The organism is Nostoc sp. DedSLP03 (assembly GCF_034530815.1).
Classification (GTDB): Bacteria; Cyanobacteriota; Cyanobacteriia; order Cyanobacteriales; family Nostocaceae; genus Nostoc.
Map to the genome: position 1 here is coordinate 1 of NZ_JAVRCK010000138.1, position 16,097 is coordinate 16,097.

The 16,097-nt window shown below is 41.7% G+C and carries 13 protein-coding genes; 6 read left to right on the forward strand and 7 right to left on the reverse strand.

What is annotated here, in order from left to right; genetic code table 11:
* On the forward strand, positions 1 to 635 hold a 635-nt coding region (locus RM368_RS35885; protein WP_322698471.1), incomplete at its 5' end, for a hypothetical protein.
* Positions 636 to 776: 141 nt separating this feature from the next.
* On the opposite strand, the gene RM368_RS35890 is transcribed toward RM368_RS35885, so the two are convergent.
* Positions 777 to 3,125, reverse strand: coding sequence for a putative PEP-binding protein (locus RM368_RS35890; RefSeq protein WP_322698472.1), 2,349 nt, complete (start codon positions 3,123 to 3,125; stop codon positions 777 to 779).
* Between the two features lie 670 nt (positions 3,126 to 3,795).
* Here RM368_RS35890 and RM368_RS35895 point away from each other — a divergent pair.
* A complete protein-coding gene (locus RM368_RS35895) occupies positions 3,796 to 4,257 on the forward strand; it encodes an MgtC/SapB family protein (protein WP_322698473.1) in 462 nt (153 codons plus the stop codon).
* A gap of 146 nt (positions 4,258 to 4,403) precedes the next feature.
* Here RM368_RS35895 and recF read toward each other — a convergent pair whose 3' ends face one another.
* Together recF and RM368_RS35905 are read right to left on the reverse strand one after the other, a co-directional pair.
* A complete protein-coding gene (gene recF / locus RM368_RS35900) occupies positions 4,404 to 5,528 on the reverse strand; it encodes a DNA replication/repair protein RecF (RefSeq protein ID WP_322698474.1) in 1,125 nt (374 codons plus the stop codon).
* A 178-nt stretch (positions 5,529 to 5,706) separates the two neighbouring features.
* Entirely contained in the window at positions 5,707 to 8,565 is a 2,859-nt protein-coding gene (locus tag RM368_RS35905) for a cation-translocating P-type ATPase (RefSeq protein WP_322698475.1), read from the reverse strand.
* A 438-nt stretch (positions 8,566 to 9,003) separates the two neighbouring features.
* Between RM368_RS35905 and RM368_RS35910 the strand changes: the two genes are divergently transcribed.
* A complete protein-coding gene (locus RM368_RS35910; RefSeq protein WP_322698476.1) occupies positions 9,004 to 10,674 on the forward strand; it encodes a transglutaminase domain-containing protein in 1,671 nt (556 codons plus the stop codon).
* Between the two features lie 11 nt (positions 10,675 to 10,685).
* Here RM368_RS35910 and RM368_RS35915 read toward each other — a convergent pair whose 3' ends face one another.
* Positions 10,686 to 10,862: a hypothetical protein gene (locus RM368_RS35915; RefSeq protein ID WP_181373885.1), complete on the reverse strand. Its 177-nt coding sequence runs from the start codon at positions 10,860 to 10,862 to the stop codon at positions 10,686 to 10,688.
* Between the two features lie 290 nt (positions 10,863 to 11,152).
* Between RM368_RS35915 and RM368_RS35920 the strand changes: the two genes are divergently transcribed.
* Positions 11,153 to 11,392 carry a hypothetical protein gene (locus RM368_RS35920; protein ID WP_322698482.1) on the forward strand — a complete coding sequence of 80 codons (240 nt, stop codon included), beginning with the start codon at positions 11,153 to 11,155 and terminating at the stop codon, positions 11,390 to 11,392.
* Positions 11,393 to 11,495: 103 nt separating this feature from the next.
* Here RM368_RS35920 and RM368_RS35925 read toward each other — a convergent pair whose 3' ends face one another.
* The 3 genes from RM368_RS35925 to RM368_RS35935 all read right to left on the reverse strand — a co-directional run bounded on the left by RM368_RS35925 (position 11,496) and on the right by RM368_RS35935 (position 13,933).
* Positions 11,496 to 12,194 (reverse strand): hypothetical protein, encoded by a 699-nt coding sequence (locus tag RM368_RS35925; protein ID WP_322698477.1) that lies wholly within the window; start codon positions 12,192 to 12,194, stop codon positions 11,496 to 11,498.
* Positions 12,195 to 12,258: 64 nt separating this feature from the next.
* A complete protein-coding gene (locus tag RM368_RS35930) occupies positions 12,259 to 12,927 on the reverse strand; it encodes a hypothetical protein (protein ID WP_322698478.1) in 669 nt (222 codons plus the stop codon).
* 142 nt (positions 12,928 to 13,069) lie between these two features.
* Complete coding sequence (locus RM368_RS35935) at positions 13,070 to 13,933, reverse strand: PD-(D/E)XK nuclease family protein (RefSeq protein WP_322698479.1); 864 nt, start codon at positions 13,931 to 13,933, stop codon at positions 13,070 to 13,072.
* Positions 13,934 to 14,079: 146 nt separating this feature from the next.
* Here RM368_RS35935 and RM368_RS35940 point away from each other — a divergent pair, with 146 nt between their 5' ends.
* Both RM368_RS35940 and RM368_RS35945 read left to right on the forward strand, forming a co-directional pair.
* On the forward strand, positions 14,080 to 15,504 hold the full coding sequence (locus tag RM368_RS35940; RefSeq protein WP_322698480.1) for a phosphoglucomutase/phosphomannomutase family protein: 1,425 nt from the start codon (positions 14,080 to 14,082) through the stop codon (positions 15,502 to 15,504).
* 242 nt (positions 15,505 to 15,746) lie between these two features.
* Positions 15,747 to 16,025 carry a LapA family protein gene (locus RM368_RS35945; RefSeq protein ID WP_322698481.1) on the forward strand — a complete coding sequence of 93 codons (279 nt, stop codon included), beginning with the start codon at positions 15,747 to 15,749 and terminating at the stop codon, positions 16,023 to 16,025.
* Positions 16,026 to 16,097: the final 72 nt, after the last annotated feature.

A 16,097-nucleotide genomic window follows, 5' to 3' on the forward strand; every position in this document is an offset into this window, starting at 1 on the left:
TACCTATCTATAAGTTTGACGTAGTTTGGCGCATCTTCATACAGAATTGGTATTACGAAAAACCAGAGGAATATCAGTATAAAAATATCCGGTTGAAAATTATCCGCGCGGGTAAAACTGTTTTGGATCAAAAACTGCCGCAAGAAGACGAATATGACAGACCTGTAGGGAGTATATCTGGACAAGAAAATAACTTACCAATCCAAGACTTGGACGGTAACAAAGAACCAGAAATAATTGCCGATTTCTTTACAGGTGGAGCGCACTGTTGTACTTATTCATTGATTTATCGCTACGACAGCAAATCTCAAAAGTATATTAAGATTCGTCATGAATGGGGCAATGGTGGCTATCAACTCAAAGATTTAGACAAAGATGGATTGCCAGAGTTTAACAGTCGAGACGATCGCTTTGCCTATGCTTTTACAGCTTATGCTGCTTCTGGCTACCCCCTGCAAATTTGGCGTTATCGCCAAGGTAAAATGGTCGATGTGACTCGTAGCTATCCTAAATTAATCTCCAATCATACCTCAGAGCTATGGCAAACTTATCTCCAGGCACGGCAACAAGGCGATGATGGCAAGGGCTTTTTAGCAGCTTATCTGGCAGATAAATATCTGCTGAACCAAGGATAGGATGGTTGGCAACGGGTACAACAAGCTTATAAAAAAAGCGACCGCACCAAATTCTTTGCCGATTTACGAAAGTTTTTGCGCGAAACTGGCTACATTAAATAAATTAGCAGTGAGAATTAATTCATAACTCCTAACTCCTAATTAATTAAGTTTTCGGCGTGCTGCTGCCAAAATTAAGCGTTGTTCAGCACGAGCGATCGCTTGATATGTTCGTTCGACTGCTTCCGGTTCAACAGAAATCGAAGTTATACCCCATTCCACTAACTTATCGATGATTTCTGGATAAAGGGCTGGTGCTTGACCGCAGATTGAACAAGGTATACCAGCATTTTTAGCCATTTGGATCAGTTGAGCGATCGCACCCATAACTGCTGGATGGCGTTCATTAAATACTTTTGCTAACTGTCCTTGTTCTCTATCCACTCCTAGCAATAATTGGGTCAGGTCATTTGTACCAATAGAAATTCCGGCCACACCTGCTTTCACATATTCTGGTAATAAAAACAAGACACTTGGCACTTCTGCCATCATCCACAATTGAAACTGCGCTACCTCGGTTAAAAAAGCTTGCTCAACTTTGCGACGGCAAAAAGTAAATTCTTCTACAGTCCGTACAAAAGGCAACAGCAGGTTTACATTGGTGTAACCAGCTTGCTGTACACTTACCAAAGCTTGCAGTTCTAGGTCAAAGACTGCGGGATTTTGTAAATAACTAAAGGTGCCACGTTCGCCTAACATTGACTGGGGCGAAGATTGTAAACTATCACTAAATGATGGTAAATCCTGCGATCGCCAATCTAAAGAACGATAAAAAACTGGTCTTGGGGCAAAGGCACGAGCAAATTGCATAATCTGCTCAGACCATAGCTCTAACAATTCTGCCTGACGCCCGCTTAAAATCCAACTATTGGGATGTTGCCCGTTCAATATATTTAGTACCATCAATTCGGAACGTAACAATCCCACTCCATCTACAGGCAGGTTTTGCACTTGTTCTATTAAAGTGGACTGACTCAAGTTAACCAGCAATTGGGTAGCAATCATAGGTAGATGAGACGTAACAGCAGAATGAAGCGCTTTCGAGTTGGGGCGATCGGAGATAAGAAGATTTTCTTCTCTGCCTTTGTCCATCTCTTCCTTTGAGTCTGCTTTGATGCGATAAACTTCTCCTCTGTCGCCATCAAGCAGCAATCGTTCGCCAGTTTGGATTAAAGTTGTGGCAGATGTTACGTTTACTACTGCTGTGATACCTAATTCTCTCGCTAGAATTGCCGCGTGACTGGTTAATCCCCCTTGTTCAGTGATAATACCACCAACTTGTTGCAATAATGGCAACCAATCAGGTGTAATCGTTGGAACTACTAAAATTACTCCCTTCGGTAGTTGTTCGGGTTTCTGTTGCGAATTAGTAATTACTAGGGCAGTGGCTACAACCCGTCCTCCGGCTGCTGCTAGTCCCCGAATCAAGTGTGAGTGGGGAATCATAGATTGCGAAGGATTAACTTGTGTGATGTAGAGCTTACCAGATGTAGTTTGCCCAGCGAGAGTCCATTTAATGGTAAAAGTTTTACCTAGTTCACTTACCAGTTGAGTTCCCAGAGTAATTATTTGTTGTAAGTATTCTTCTTGTAAAGAGTACTGTTTTTGTTGGGCTTCTGGAATTAAATAAGTAATCAGACAGGTGCGATCTGGTGTTAACCCTGAGTTCGGCACGAGTCGCAAAAAAATTTTAGATGCTGCATCATCAACACCATAAGCCAGCATTTTATTGCCCAGTTGTTGCTCAAGTACAGCCCCAGTTTCTGGTTGAATGTAGTAAATATCTGGCTGTATTTCGCCAAGAGCGATCGCAATTCCTAATCCTAAAGTAGCTTCAATTTCCCATCCAGAGGCATTGGTTGTGAGCGAGCCAGAAGCGATCGCATTTTCAACAGGTTGCACCAAAACTGCGAGATTAATTTGTTGCAGATTAATTCCTGAGTGCTGCCAATATAATAGACTCCGGGCCCGAAATATTTGACTCCAGGTACGTTTTAGAGCCAAAGCGATCGCTTCTGGTTCGCACTGGCAAAATACCGACTCTAGTAAACCCGATATATTGTTTATTCCTGGAGTAGCAGTTGATACTCCCAAAGAAGGTCGAAGAATTAAACAGCTAGTTTGCCATTCTCTAGCTGCTTGAAAAATTAGACTCACCCACTCCTGGGTTACAGTCGCAGTCAGAATTTCTTGGCGCAAGCGACTAGCCACCTGCTGAAGTTGCCGCCAATTAGTGACATCCAGGTGTAGCGAAGAATAGGGTAAGTCAGCTATTAATGATTCTGAACTATTGAGATTTTCGAGAAATTGCCGCAAAATTTCTGCCGAAACTACAAAACCAGGCATCACCGGATAGCCACGCTGGATAATTTTGCTCAAGTAAAAGGCTTTGTCACCTACTTTGGCACGGTCTTGTAATTTAATTTGATCTAGCCAGTAGAGTTTATTCACTCAATTTGTTAGTTGTCTATTTGTAGCCACAGCCATTTCTTTTTGGTATGTTATCAGGTTAATTCACTGACTTTTGAATAAAAAGTACTCAGGGCTGACAGCAGTTTTCTTTTGGATGAATTACAAAGTTATGGGTTTTGAAGCAGGATAGAGGATAATTCAGAATTCAGAAGTCAGAAGTAAAACAGGCTTTATACCTGGCTTTGAGACGAATCGTTGTGTACTTCAGTAACTTGAAATACGCTGTATAGCTGATTTGCTCTACTTATACATGTCCTTATCATATTTAATTGTTGAGTGTATGGGTTAATCTAACTATTTAAGGTATAATTCTCTGGCTAAGTCATTTTAAATAGCCAAAAAACTATTTAATAAACTTAAAATTCATGTAGTTTACCCAAATTACGATCGTTGTGACAATTTAACAATGCCAATCTCCATTCATTGGCCAAAATAATATTTTATTGAAAAACAATCCTAATAATGAGAAAGATTAATTCTCAGTTTCAAAACCATTACTGAATTGATAGAATCCAAATATGAGATAGGTTATTGCACTATACCCATTGGATTAAACTCCATTAATAAAACATTAGAATAGTTTTGTACTTTTTTATAAAAATATTACAATTTAACCTAGAATATAAAATTCTCCATATCAGACTAAACATTGTCAAACACTTACTACCTTGCAACTGATGATTGGCTGAATATCAGCTTCCGGCTATGTATTGCATTGCTTATTGGAGCAATCATCGGCTTAGAACGTCAAATTAGGCGCAAACCAGCGGGTTTAAGAACTCACATGCTAGTGAGTTTAGGTTCAGCCTTATTTACCTTAATAATCATGCAAACAAAAGGACTGCAATCTAGTCCCGATGCACTTAGCCGTGTGATTCAAGGGATTGCAGCTGGTGTAGGATTTCTCGGTGCTGGAGAAATTGTGCGTCAATCTTCCCAAGAATCACAGCAACTTGAAATTCACGGACTCACCTCAGCAGCGGCTATTTGGGTTTCTTCTGCATTGGGAATTGCTGCTGGCTGTGGTTTATGGCAGTTAGGATTAATCGGCGCTATGCTGACTTTTTTAGTTCTCAACGTTTTTAAAAGGTTTGAAAAACGAAATCAATAATTAACTATCTATTATTTTTAATAAAAAATATGCTTAAGAAACATAGAGTTATTGAGCTTCCTAATTTACCTTTATCTGAAAATAGGAATAAGGGAATACCAGATAATCATACGAATTATAAATTATTATAAATATGATTTTTAAAATTACTGATGTTGCATTATTTCTCCTGCCTTCACAAAGAGGATTTGTGAAGATTTTAACCATTGGGAATCAAAAGAACCCAAATGAGTAGTAGTAATCAAGGTTTGAAAACGGTCTTGAATGGCATCAAGTAATTGATTTTGGCGGGATAAATCTAGTTCGGCAAGAACATCATCTAGTAATAGTAATGGTGGCTCTTTGACGACTTCTTCAATTAATTGTAATTCGGCTAATTTTAAAGCTAAAACCAGCGTTCGTTGCTGACCTTGAGAACCGTATTGACGAGCGGGTGTCTGGTTAATCGTTAATTCTATTTCATCTCGATGAGGGCCGACAAGAGTCGTGCCTTGGTGCATTTCAGCAACGGCTCGTTGCTGAATTTTTGCTAAAAAAGCTTGCTGTACTTCTTCTGGCTGGTTATCCTCTAAAGGAATATTCGGCACGTACTTGATTTGTAGAACTTCTGTACTGCCGCTGATACTACTGTGCCAGGTGGTAGCAATGGGGGCTAATCTTTGGATAGCGCGATCGCGTCGTCTAATTACCCTAGTTCCTGTAGTAGCTAACTGTGCATCCCACAGCGCTAGTTCTGATTGTAAAGACGTTGCATCCAACGTCTCTAGATGGCGTTTTAAAAAGGCATTGCGCTGGCGTAACACATGGTTATACTGCTGCAAAATGTGAGCATAAACTGGTTCGAGTTGAATTAATAGTGTATCTAACCAGTTGCGGCGACCTTCCGGGCCGCCGCGTACTAAGTCTAAATCCAAGCTGGAAAATTGGACTGCATTGAGAACGCCAAGAAAATCCATTTGACGGCGGATAGATTCGCCATTGAGAGCAACGCTACGGCGACCATTGCGGCGCAAGGTCAAGGTCAGGTCACTAACACCTGTTTGTCGCTCAAGGATGGCATCAATTTGAGCTATGGCTTCTCCTTCTTGAACTAAATCGCGATCGCGGGTGATTCGGTGCGATCGCAATGTCGCCAGCAACTCCACCGCCTCCAACAAATTCGACTTTCCCTGAGCGTTATTACCTACCAAAATTGTTTTGGCAGCAGTAAACTCAACCTTTTGGTCTTGATAATTGCGAAATTGTCGGAGGTTTAGAGTTTTTAGGTACATAAGGAAAAGTTAGGAGTGAGAAGTTAAGAGTTAGAAGGTATGAGTGAGGAGTGAGGAATTTTAAGTTTTGAGTTTTAAATACAAAATGTTCTTTAACTCATAACTCCTAACTCCTAACTCTTAACTTTTAACTCCTAACTCCTAACTTTTAACTCCTAACTTTTAACTCCTCACTTTTTCAAACGGCCTTCTTGCCCATAATCCGCAAGAATATCTTCTCCGCTTCAATCCACACGAACATTAAGGCGCTGAAGCCAATACAAACCCCCAATTCCTGCATATTCAAGTAGTGAGTACCAAAGAAATCTCGCAGGGGTGGGACGTAAACTAGCATCAACTGCAAAATCGTGGTGACGACAACAGCCGCTAGTACAAAGATATTCGAGAAGGGATTCATCTCAATGGTCAGTCGGTTGTTGGAGCGAATGGCGATCGCATGACCCATTTGGGCAATACACAAGCTAGTAAATACCATTGTTTTCCAAGTATCGCGATCGCCTTGATAGCCTGGGGCATGACTATGTTGATAAGCCCACCACATTAAGGCAATGCTGATAATGGCAAAGATGATGCCAATGCGAATCATATAAGAACCCAATCCCCTAGCGAAAATACTTTCGCGGGGACTAAAAGGCGGACGTTGCATGACATCCGGTTCTGGAGGTTCCACAGCTAATGCTAAGGCTGGCAAACCATCTGTCACCAAGTTCATCCACAAAATTTGTAAGGGAGTTAGGGGAACGCCTCCCAAGCCGATTAAGGGGGCAGCTGCAATTGTGAGAACTTCACCAATGTTACTGCCCAAGATGTATTTAATAAAGCGGCGGATGTTGGTATAAACAACTCTACCTTCCTTGGTGGCGCTGACAATGGTAGCGAAGTTGTCATCAAGTAATACCATGTCACTCGCTTCTTTACTGACATCAGTGCCAGTAATACCCATTGCAATACCGATGTCGGCTTGTTTGAGGGCTGGGGCATCGTTGACACCATCACCTGTCATCGCTACAAATCGACCCCGGCGTTGCAGTGCTTGGACAATTCGCAGTTTGTGTTCAGGGGAAACTCTGGCATAGATGCTTACCAAGTCAACGTTTTGCTCTAATTCCTGGTCAGTCATCCGTTGCAATTCTTGACCTGTAAGTACCCTATCGCCTTCTTGGGCAATTCCTAAATCGGTGGCGATCGCTCGTGCTGTTAATTGGTGGTCGCCAGTAATCATCACTGGGCGAATACCTGCTTCTCGACACTCTTGCACGGCTGCTCTGACTTCTGGGCGTGGCGCATCTAGCATTCCCACCAATCCCAGCCATACTAAGCCTTGTTCGGATGTCTCGTCTGAACCTGACGGTGGAATCTCTGACAAAGGTTTGTAGGCAAAACCTAGCACCCGAAGACCTTTACTCGCCATCAGGTCATTTTCTGCCAAAATTTTCTGGCGTTGTTCTTCAGTCAAGCGGCCTGTGTCATTACCCAAATGAATCTGAGTGCAACGTGCCAAAATTAATTCTGGAGAACCTTTGGTAAACATTAAGTAAGGTTCCGATTGCAGAAAACTGGCAATAACAGGGTCAACACCTCTCGAAGATGCTTTACCTGTGGCGACTTGCTCCACCTGAGAAATCACGCTCATCCGCTTCCGTTCTGAGGAAAAGGGGAACTCTCCAACGCGAGGTAATTTACTGTTCCACTGGTCTTTTTCAATTCCGGCTTTTCCCGCCAGGGTAATTAATGCCCCTTCTGTAGGATCTCCCAAAATTGCCCATTCACCTTGTTCTTTTTGCAATACGGAGTCATTACAAATAGCACAGGCAACTGATAATGCAGAGATTTCTGGAGATTCCTCTAAAGAAATTTTTTGATTGTTTAACTGAAAATCTCCTGTGGGAGCATAACCTTCGCCTGTGACGCGAAAAGTTTTATTATTGGTGGAAATCGATTGCACCACCATTTTATTTTGAGTCAGGGTGCCGGTTTTATCAGAACAGATGGTAGTTACAGAACCCAATGTTTCCACTGCTGGCAATTTGCGAATCAAGGCATTTTGGCGTACCATTCGCTGGGTTCCCAGTGCCAAGGTGACGGTAATTACAGCTGGTAAACCTTCTGGCACTACAGCAACCGCCATACTCAAGGAAACTTCCAAGAGTTCTTGAATATTTTTAAAACCTCCGTCCTTGATGACACCGCCAACAACAACGATCGCCACCAGAATTAAAGAACCTGTAACTAGGACATTACCCAGTTGAGTCATCCGCTGCTGTAAAGGCGTGGGTTCACTTTCCACCGCCTGCAACATGGTGGCAATTTTGCCTAGTTCTGTAGTCATGCCGGTGTTAGTCACCAGAACCTTGGCACGTCCTTGGACTACTTCAGTTCCTTGAAAGACGACATTTAAGCGATCGCCTAATGATGTTTCCTCCGGCAATTTTAGTGATGCCTGTTTATTCACCGCCTCGGCTTCACCAGTTAATGCCGACTCACGCACTTGTAAATTAGACTGTTCGATCAAGCGTCCATCTGCGGCTATCTGCATCCCAGCTTCCAGCAGCATGACATCCCCTGGAACTAGTTCCTTGGCTGCTATCTCCACCAGTCTGGTGTCACGGATGACGCGCACTAAGGGAGAGGTCATTTTTTTCAAGGCTGCCAAGGCTTTTTCAGCGCGGCTTTCTTGGACGTAGCCAAGTATGCCATTGAGGATAACAATTGCTAAGATAGCGATCGTATCTTTAAATGGCACTTCACCAGGCTTCAAACTGCCCGATCGCAAAGCCATTAGGTCTAAAAACCCAGAAATCAGAGCCACGCCAATCAGCATCAACAACATAATGTTCTTGAACTGATCCAGCAGAATTTCCCAAGTACTACGGCCAGCAGTTTCTTCAAGTTCGTTAGGGCCGTATTTTTGCAATCTCTGTTGAGTTTCTTGGGGTGTTAAGCCGCTGTCTGCATTACTATCAAGCAGGTCTAGCGCTTTATCAACTTCTAAACTATGCCAAACGGCGGCACCTTCAGGCAGAGAATTGGCAGACATCGTGTAGGTCACAGCAAATGGTTACAAAATTCGATCATAATTTAGTGATGGCAGGAATTCCATCTTTTAAAGTTACATTAAGCCTCGCGCCCAGTTGTATGAGTGTATATGTAATTTTTAATATTTGTAAATTCCTCCTATTTTCACATAGTATTATTTCTCACGAAAGAGTTTTTCGGAACACATTGTACCGATAATTATTAGTACCCCGCTGTCAACGTGGCGATCGAGAACCACTAATTGATGTACTTAGTAAGAGCAACGCCCATTGTGGGCAGTCTTTTAACTCAGCATTTTTCATCTACCCCGATCAGGGGAGCCATTGCTTGACTAGGATTTCCTATATCAAGCGATTGGTGTGGCGGCGGTAAAACCGCTTGAGTCATGTTTCCTCTCCTACCTAAAGGTGAGGGTTTTTTACACTTACCACAAGGTTTTATGAGTTTTGCACTCCCCACTTTGACCGTTAGCCAGATGTTTGGGCAAAAAACAATTCGACCGCTTACCGCTGCTGCCCTGTGTGGCATTACTTTCATTAAAGATAGACTGATTGCTATTGACAGTATTAAAGGGCATCTACTGGAAATCGATCCTACCTCTGACAACAGCAGAATTCTCAATCCCCATCAAGTTGAAGAATTTATCGATGTCACTGGTTTAGCGGTGTGGGATGATACCCTGTGGGTAAGCCGAGAAAATAGTGTTTACTCGTGCAAGCTCAACACTTTGGATCTGGAACATTTTGTAACATTGCCTTATGCCGCTGATGGCGTTGCTGTTTGGGAAACAACACTTTATGTTAGTTGCCAAAGGCTAGGCTACATTCTGGTTTTTGACCGCGAAACCCGAAAAGAGATTACCAGATTTTATGCCCCTGGAGTTGGGATAGAGAATTTGGCAGTTAACCAAGAAATGCTATGGATTTGCGATCGCACCGAACAATCAGTTTACGCGATGGACAGAGCCACGGGAGAACTGCAATTTAGCGTCCTGACACCCTTTGAATGTCCTACAGGCATAGCAATTCATAAAAATGGCGAAACAGGCAAAGAAAGTATTTACGTCGCCTACGCCTCAGAGGAGCCTTATATTCGGGATAACCCCAATGCCGATCCGAGTCATGAGCTAACATTCCGCGATCGCACTTTTATTCATCCTCTGTATTATCATTACCAGCCAGATAAGCGTTACGCCCTCTCTAATGGCTATCTGATTGAAATGTCTTATGCTGAAGAAATTGCACCCTTAGACGAGGTTTATTTACCCGATGTGGAATGGCGCATCGCCCTACCATCGGAAACTGAGCGTCAAAAGGTGAAACACGTTGAACCTATTGGTATACCCTTCACCGAAGAAGTGATAGAGGGGCAACGCGTAGCAGTCTTTAAATTTGATTCTCTTGCCCCAGGCGAACGGCATATATTTGGCTGGAAAGCACTTTTGGAAGTTCGAGGGATTAAATATCGGATTACACCCAGAGATGTAGAAAATATACCCGATCTGTCCCCAGAATTACAAACACGCTACCTAGTGGACGACGACGATTTAGCAATGGATACTACAATTGTTCGCCGTGCCGCCAGAGAAGCGATTGGTTCTGAAACCAATGTGCTGCGGAAAATGCACAGCATCCGCAACTACGTTTATGATGAATTATCCTACGGTATTAAACCTTACATTGATACACCAGATACGGTTTTAGAGCGGGGTGTTGGTTCTTGTGGTGAATATGTCGGCGTTTTACTTGCTTTATCCCGTTTAAATGGCATTCCCTGCCGTACCGTCGGCAGGTATAAATGTCCTCCCCATAGTGACTTTGTGGGAGTACCGTTACAACCCGACTTCAATCATGTTTGGCTGGAGTTCTACGTCCCAAATTTTGGTTGGTTGCCAATGGAATCAAATCCTGACGATATAGGTGAAGGTGGCCCTTATCCAACGCGCTTTTTTATGGGCTTATGCTGGTATCACATTGAAATTGGCAAAGGCATCACCTTTGAAACGGTGACAAGTCAAGGTGAACGGCTAACCAAAGAAGATATCCCCATCGGTGATTTAGCGATTAATCATATCCGGTTTACAATTCTTAAAGAACTACCACCCTTTTGAATTTCTTCGATTTATTTACCTAAATTATGCTTTTTAATTAGCTCCTGGTTTTCAGGTTTATTGAGCCAGTCTTCTAAAGCCTCAGCGATCGTATCGCTGAGGTTTTTATCTTTGAGAGCTACCACAGCCCGAAATAATCGGTTTAACTCTGGAGAAACATAGCCCCGTAATTCCTTCTTTTCACTCATCAACCTTGTACAGCTTACAACCGCTTAATTTTTGCACAGCTTTTTAGGCTATGTTGATTTAGTGGTTTATCCTATTATCCGATTGTCCTATTTAGGCAGTATGATTGTGAGTGTTGGAATGCGATCGCCCTCCGGCTGGACACCAAATAAAGCGATCGCTGATGTTTACCCCCATATTAGGAGATTAATAAATGATGACACAAATGCAAGCCAAGGCTGAGTTTGAGCAATACTTTGCTCAACAAGCAACAATAGCATCAGAAATAGGTACAAATTATCTTGTGGGATTTATGACACAAGGCTTTTTGTCAAGAGCTGATTTCACCATCAATCAAATATCCTCTCAAGCAACTCCTCTTAAAGAACCACTTAAACATCTGTTAATTGGTTCTTCTAAAGCTGTAACCAGCACAATTCACTATTTGCAAATTATTGGTTATGCAGATGTTGGCGATTGGAGTCCTCTGCTACCAAGCCCCAATCCAGGCGAGGTGATGAGCATTTTGAATAGACCTATTCTGGTGCAATAGCGATCGCGTTAATACTCACATGACCAAATTAATCTGATGCAATAGAAAAATTAGCGAGTAGGGTGTGTTATGCCGTAGGCTAACGCACCCTAATACTCTCTAGTTAACCGCTATTTTCGTCTACATCTGAATTCTTATTTCTATTCAAGTATTCTTCAAACAATTCAAAAAATTTCTGTAGTGCTTCCGGCTCATCTACAGAATAGAAAAGAATTATCTTAGCCCATGACTGACCTGAGTTAATTCCATATTTATCTTCAATCCATGATTGAAAACCTTCAAATTCTCTTTCTGGCTCAGTTGGAAGTACGCCAACTTCTCTTCGAGCCAGACTATATCCTCGCAAACGCATATCTAGTATAGTAATTGGTGAATTAGCTCCTAAATACATTCCTGGTCTTTTCTTTATATGAGTTAGAATCTCGTTGTAAATATCAAACTGAGGAAAACTCATATTCTCACTAAGTCTTGAAATCTCTTCACTCTTTTGACTTTTTGAATCATCTTTCTGCTTTAAGAACTGTTCAAATTCTTCAAAAAACCTATTAAAAGCAGCTCGTTCGCTTCCAGAGTAAGAGAGAATTATCCCAGCCCAAGATTGAGTCGTATTAGTTTTTGCTCTTTCTTGTATCCACTCTTGAAACCCTTCCATTCCACAAGAGTTTATTGTAGTAAATCCGAGTGTGATTAGACCATCTATATACCCATTTATGAATGAATGAAGACAAGTAATTGATGGCTTGTCTATGTACATAACTGGATTTTCTTTAATCTTTTGAAGAAGCGTATAAAGCTCATTCATCCCAATAATCTCTAATTTGATGAAAATTTATTAATTGAACAGCAACATCATGCTTTTATTGAAGTCAATCTTTCCTATCATAACGAGATGAATTATCTGGTGGTATATCAACACGAACCACATCGCTAATCCATTCTCCCTCAATCTTATTGTTAGAATAATTTGCATAATCATCCCATGTCATGGTATCGCCAGTTGAGTATTCATAAACAACTCCACGAGTTTGATTATTACCATCTCCATCATTTAAATGAATCCAGGTTACATAATCACCAGATGGAGGATAACCACCACCAAATTCAATACCTGGAGGTTGAGCTAAACTTCTAATTGCCCCTGGTGCAGGTCGCCAACTCCGAAAGTGATGAGTTACAAATTTTTCAGGAGAGCCAGACCTCCTGTAATGTACTGTTTGATGAAATTTGTAATTATAAAGAACTGAAAATTGACCTTGTGGCCCACAAACCAAATTAAGTGGATAAAAAGAACAATATCTCTCCAGAGCTTTATTTGGAACCTGCTCATTTTGAGTTTTAGTTGTGCTAATTGCAGCCTTCGCAGTAGGAGCTAATTCCGAGCCAGCAGCAGCACATTCAGCTTGAACAGCACAAGCGTCCAGAGACGACAGCAATGCATAAACAGTTTGAGGTAAAGTCCCTTTAAAAATGAGAAGTAAAAGAAATGTCGAAATTCCTACTAATCTAAATACAGATTTATTTGCCGTTAATCGCACTAATCTTAACTCCTTACAACCAAAGATAAAAATCGATGTATCCTATATCTAGGTTGTCTGATAGGAGAAGAAACTCAGTCCAGTAAAAATACGAGTATTGTATTAATTTTTTTTGAAAATGGAACCAAGGTAAATAAACTAATTAACTATTAACTCTTAAACTTCTTAAACTGGGCAATGGATATGATTGATGCTGCTTAAAATCGGCAAACTCACAGATGGAGTTAAATGGGCAAAAGCGGCAGTGAGAGCCAGGGTTAGGAGGAAATATTTTACTGAAATTACTAGTTTCTTCCTGATATTTTTGTAAATCGTGTTGGTGCTTATGAGCAATATTCGCTAACTCAAATTTTAAGGATTCTAATTCACTATTGTTAATACTAATTAACTCTGATTTTTTACATATTTCTAAATTATAAAATGATGCAACAGCTTCTCGTCCGGGGTAAAGATAACGAGCAGCTACTAAGTAAACTAATGCTTGTCGTTTGTCAAAAGCCGACTTACCAGTTTTGAAATCCAAAATATGTAAAGTGCTATCAGACTCAATAAAAACGCAGTCCATAGCCGCGTATAAGCGAAAGCAGTAATCTTCTTGTTCAACTACTATCGGTTTAGGAAAGCCTTCATCACCTGGAGTTAATTGGATAATATCTTTATCCAAAAGCAACGGCGAATCATGATATTTTTGCAAAATTTGCAGCACGCGTTGCTGGACTTGAACGCTTGAGTTGCCTAATTTAAGTAGCTGGGCAACTCTTTCTACGCCATCTGCTTGCTTCAACAGATGCCTGTGATGATGAAACTCATAAACGCCTTTTTGAGCTAGTATGCCAATACGCTGGGGCGCGGTGGCTTGCGTTAAAAGCGCTTTGACTTGTGGTTCGTGTTGCCGTGCTTTGATAAACCCCCGTCTCATCTGGCAGTGCCAGCGTTCTTGCCCAGTCGCTGGGGCAACTAGAGACCAAAGGTGATAACTGGCAAAAGGTCGATCGGGGGTTGACATTGCTCAGAAACAGTGAGAGAAAATACGGTGGGGAGAAGTTTAAGCTAAGGCTTGCTTAGAAAAGAACTTCGGAGGATACTTGCTGCTACACACGCTTTGCGGGAAGCTTTTATAGTACTGATAATGTACCGGAGCAAGTGGCAAAAATGTCTAGCAAGATAAAATTTGGTACCGATGGATGGCGAGGGATTATTGCCGATGACTTTACTTTCCCCAATGTGAGAAAAGTAACAAGGGCAATCGCCACTTACTTAGAAACAGCCTACACAAAAGATAGACCAGTACTTATTGCCTACGATACTCGCTTTTTAGCTGACCAGTTTGCCCAAACAGCGGCCCAAGTATTAGCAGACTTGGGTTGGACTGTAAAAATTACCGAGCGGGATTGTCCCACACCAGTAATTGCCTACAACGCCCGTCACCTAAATTCCGCTGGGGCGTTAATGTTTACTGCTAGCCATAATCCAGCACCCTACTGTGGAATTAAATATATACCCGATTATGCTGGGCCTGCCACTCCAGAGATTACTGATACTATTGTGGCAAATATAGAAGGTGCATCGGATGAGTTGCCTGGGAGCAACCCATCAGGTTCAATTTCAATTTTCGATCCGAAACCAGATTACCTACAATTTATCTACACTCTACTTGATGTAGAAAAGATCAGAAGCGCTAATTTAAAGGTAAAGTACGATGCTTTGTATTCTACCTCTCGCGGCTATTTAGATGAAGTTTTGCAACATAGTAGCGTTCAACTAGAAAGTTTCCACGATTGGAGAGATGTTTTATTTGGGGGTGGAATGCCAGAACCCAAAGGAGAACAGTTAGTTGAGTTAGTGGAAGCAGTAGTTCAAGATCAAGCTGATTTGGGCTTGGCAACGGATGGAGATAGCGATCGCTTTGGTATCGTTGATGAACAAGGAAACGTCCTGACTCCGAATACTGTGCTGTTGCTTCTAGCACGTCATTTAATCAAAAACAAAGGTAAAACTGGCGCGATAGTCCGCACTGTCGCTACCACCCACCTGCTGGATAATTTCGCTGCTAAAAATGGGCTGCAAATTTACGAAACAGCAGTTGGTTTTAAATACATCGGCGAAAAAATGCGCGAAACTGCCGTATTAATCGGTGGAGAGGAATCAGGCGGTTTGAGTGTTATTGGGCATATTCCCGAAAAAGACGGGGTATTAGCCGATATGCTGGTGGCAGAAGCGATCGCCTATGAAGGCAAACCGCTGAGTCAACTTGTTAAAGAAGCGATCGCCGAAGCCGATGGCCCACTTTACAACAACCGCCTAGACTTGCACCTCACAGAGGCACACAAAACCGCCGTCATCGACTCCTTTACTAAAAATCCACCTACAGAGGTAGCAGGAATTAAAGTCAAGGAAGTGGGGCGTAAAGACGGTATTAAGCTGTATTTAGAAGAAGGTAGCTGGGTTTTACTGCGTCCTTCTGGTACAGAACCACTGGTGCGCGTCTACCTAGAAACCAACACTCCCGAAAAACTAACTCAAATCGCCCAAGAGTTAGAGAGTGCCATTGCTAAACTAGAGGCAGTAGCAGTTTAATCTGTCAGAGTTAGGAATTAAAAGTTAAGAGTTATGAATTAGGAGTTAAGAGTTGTAAATTAACAATTCTTAACTCCTCGTTTCTAATTTCGAGCAAAATATAACTCCTAATACCAATTCAAAATTCAAAATTCAAAATTAGGAAAGCTAGACAAAACAAAGGTATGTCCGTATGTATCTGTCGCATTCTTTTTTCAAATTGGTATAACTTCTAACTTCTAACTTCTCATTTCGATTAAAGTATGAAAACTTTCGCGCCTTTTTTGACATCTCTAGTTGTTGCAGTTTGGGTAATCGCGATCGCAATTATTTCAGTCCAAAATGCTACACCCGTATCGTTAAAGTTTTTAACATTTCAATCGATTCAGATACCAATGGGTTTAGTGCTGGCTTTTAGTGCCGTTGTCGGGTTAATTGGTATGGCACTGCTGCAACCTCTGTGGGGACTTGCTGGTATTAGGCAGGGTAATTCTCGATTGGAAGACGATGCGGAATTTTTTGTTGATGATGAAGATTTTTGAGGTTTGAAGCAGCAAACAGGGATATAGGAATCATATTTGATTTCTGAAAAAGACTACGAGATAATACGGAGG

Coding starts and splice junctions, on each gene's coding strand:
- recF (WP_322698474.1), bottom strand. CDS start 5,528: ATGTACCTAAAAACTCTAAACCTCCGACAATTTCGCAATTATCAAGAC.
- RM368_RS35905 (WP_322698475.1), bottom strand. CDS start 8,565: ATGTCTGCCAATTCTCTGCCTGAAGGTGCCGCCGTTTGGCATAGTTTA.
- RM368_RS35910 (WP_322698476.1), top strand. CDS start 9,004: ATGAGTTTTGCACTCCCCACTTTGACCGTTAGCCAGATGTTTGGGCAA.
- RM368_RS35915 (WP_181373885.1), bottom strand. CDS start 10,862: ATGAGTGAAAAGAAGGAATTACGGGGCTATGTTTCTCCAGAGTTAAAC.
- RM368_RS35920 (WP_322698482.1), top strand. CDS start 11,153: ATGACACAAGGCTTTTTGTCAAGAGCTGATTTCACCATCAATCAAATA.
- RM368_RS35925 (WP_322698477.1), bottom strand. CDS start 12,194: ATGAATGAGCTTTATACGCTTCTTCAAAAGATTAAAGAAAATCCAGTT.
- RM368_RS35935 (WP_322698479.1), bottom strand. CDS start 13,933: ATGTCAACCCCCGATCGACCTTTTGCCAGTTATCACCTTTGGTCTCTA.
- RM368_RS35940 (WP_322698480.1), top strand. CDS start 14,080: ATGTCTAGCAAGATAAAATTTGGTACCGATGGATGGCGAGGGATTATT.
- RM368_RS35945 (WP_322698481.1), top strand. CDS start 15,747: ATGAAAACTTTCGCGCCTTTTTTGACATCTCTAGTTGTTGCAGTTTGG.